We start from the raw sequence: 2,351 nt of genomic DNA on the forward strand, positions 1-2,351 counted from the left end.
GCCCCGCCGGCGCCCTCACCCGGCCTCCGCCCGGCCAGCACCGACACCCGCCGACGCCCCCGCGACGGCCGCCCCGCCGCAGCGCCCAGCACCCCGCACACCAGTTCCCGCACAGCAGCCATGGCTCCTCCTTCTCGCTCGCCCGACACCGGATCACGCCGGCCACCCCGGCTGGAGTGGTCGACGCGGAGGAACATACACAGAGCCACTGACAATTCACCCCGAGTAATCGAACAGGCTCAGCGCCGCCCCTGACCGCCGTCGCAGAGTGCCCCGGGCCCCGGACTGCCGGAAGCCGGGGAGAGACGGACGCAGGCCGCCGGCTCCGTGCAGGTCGGCCGGCCCCACGGAGCCCGACGCCCATCGCCGGCAAGGGCAGGCAAGGCCCCAGTCGCGTGGAGCCGGGACCACCGCGGCCCCTGGGGCGTCCGGTTCCGCAGAGCCGGGCGGGATTGTCAGTGCTGCGCGTTAGGGTCGGGGACCATGCGACTGCTGCATACCTCCGACTGGCATCTCGGGCGTTCGTTCCACCGGGAGAGCCTGCACGACGCCCAGCGCGCCTTCCTGGACCGCCTGGTGGAGGTGGTCCGGTCCGAGGGCGTGGACGCCGTGCTGGTCGCGGGCGACGTGTACGACCGGGCACTGCCCGGACTGGAAGCGGTCGCCATGTTCGACGACGTGCTGCACCGGCTGGCGGGCCTGGGAGTGCCGACGGTCTTCATCAGCGGCAACCACGACTCGGCCCGCCGCCTCGGGGTCGGGGCGGGGCTGATCGGACGGGCCGGCATCCACCTGCGGACCGACCCGGGCGAGTGCGCGGAGCCCGTCCTGCTGGCGGACGGGCACGGCCCGGTGGCGGTGTACGGGCTGCCGTACCTGGAGCCGACACTGGTGCGCGAGCGGTTCGGGCTGGCGAAGGGCGGGCACGCGGCGGTGCTCGGGGCCGCGATGGACCAGGTCCGGGCGGATCTCGCGGCACGCCCGGCCGGCACCCGGGCGGTGGTGCTGGCGCACGCCTTCGTCACCGGCGGCGCGCCGAGCGACAGCGAGCGGGACATCGCGGTCGGCGGCGTCGCCTCCGTACCGGCGTCGGTCTTCGACGGGGTGCACTACGCCGCGCTCGGCCACCTGCACGGCTGCCAGACGCTCGCCCCGCACCTGCGCTACAGCGGCTCCCCGCTCGCCTACTCCTTCTCCGAGGTGAACCAGCGCAAGACCATGTGGCTGGTCGACCTGGCCGCCGACGGCTCGGTGACGGCCGAGCGCGTCCCCTGCCCCGAGCCGCGCCGGCTGGCGACGCTGCGCGACACCCTCGACGCACTGCTCACCGAGGAGAAGTACGCCGGGCACGAGCAGTCCTGGGTGCAGGCCACGCTCACCGACGCGGCCCGGCCGAGCGAGCCGATGGAGCGGTTGCGCCGCCGCTTCCCGCACACCCTCCAGCTGCTGTTCGACCCCGAGCGGAGCGACGCCGGGCCCTCGCAGTCCTACGCGGCCCGGGTCAGCGGCCGCGGGGACCTGGAGGTCGCGGAGGGCTTCCTGCGGCACGTGCGCCCCGGTGCCGAGCCGGAGCCGGACGAGCTCGGCTGGTTGCGCGAGGGCTTCGAGCGCGTCCGGGAGAGCACCGACCGGAAGGCGGACCTGCCCCGATGAGGCTGCACCGGCTCACCGTCACCGCCTTCGGCCCGTTCGCGGGCAGCGAGACGGTGGACTTCGACGCGCTCGCCGCCGGCGGGCTGTTCCTGCTCCGCGGCGCGACGGGCGCGGGCAAGACCAGTGTGCTGGACGCGGTCTGCTTCGCTCTGTACGGCGAGACGCCGGGCGCGCGCCGGGCCAACCGGCTGCGCAGCGACCACGCCGACCCGAAGCGGCTGACGTCGGTGGAGCTCGAACTGACCCTCGGCGGGCGGCAGCTCCGGATCACCCGGCTGCCGGAACAGCGCCGGCCGAAGAAGGTCGGCACCGGCACCACGGTCGAGCGGGCGCAGACCCTGCTGCGCGAGTGGGCCGCCGACACCGGCGACGGCACGCCCGGCTGGCGGGGGCTCAGCAAGTCGCACCAGGAGGCCGGTGAGGAGATCCACCGGCTGATCGGCATGAACCGGGAGCAGTTCTGCCAGGTGGTGCTGCTTCCGCAGGGCGACTTCGCCCGTTTCCTCAAGGCCGACTCGGAGGAACGCGGCAAGCTGCTGCGGCGGCTGTTCGACACCGAGCGGTTCCAGCACGTGGAGGCCTGGCTGGCCGAGCAGCGCCGCGGCCAGGAGGCCGCCGTCCAGGCCGGCCGGCGCCGGCTTCGGGACCTCACCAGCAAGGCCGAACAGGCCGCCGGTCCGGGCGCCGAGCCCGCCGCG

The 2,351-nt window shown here is 74.9% G+C and carries 2 protein-coding genes; both read left to right on the forward strand.

Translation table 11 applies throughout. The features are described from left to right. The first annotated feature begins 483 nt into the window (after positions 1-483). Entirely contained in the window at positions 484-1,653 is a 1,170-nt protein-coding gene (locus tag KS423_RS43640) for an exonuclease SbcCD subunit D (protein WP_224285237.1), read from the forward strand. Continuing rightward, positions 1,650-2,351 (forward strand): AAA family ATPase (locus KS423_RS43645; protein ID WP_224285238.1); only part of this gene is annotated, 702 nt, incomplete at its 3' end. The genes KS423_RS43640 and KS423_RS43645, both read left to right, overlap by 4 nt.

The organism is Streptomyces sp. LS1784 (genome assembly GCF_020103755.1).
Lineage (GTDB): Bacteria > Actinomycetota > Actinomycetes > Streptomycetales > Streptomycetaceae > Kitasatospora.

Bases quoted from the DNA above. Each gene is read 5' to 3' on its own strand.
- KS423_RS43640 (WP_224285237.1), top strand. From the start codon at position 484: ATGCGACTGCTGCATACCTCCGACTGGCATCTCGGGCGTTCGTTCCAC.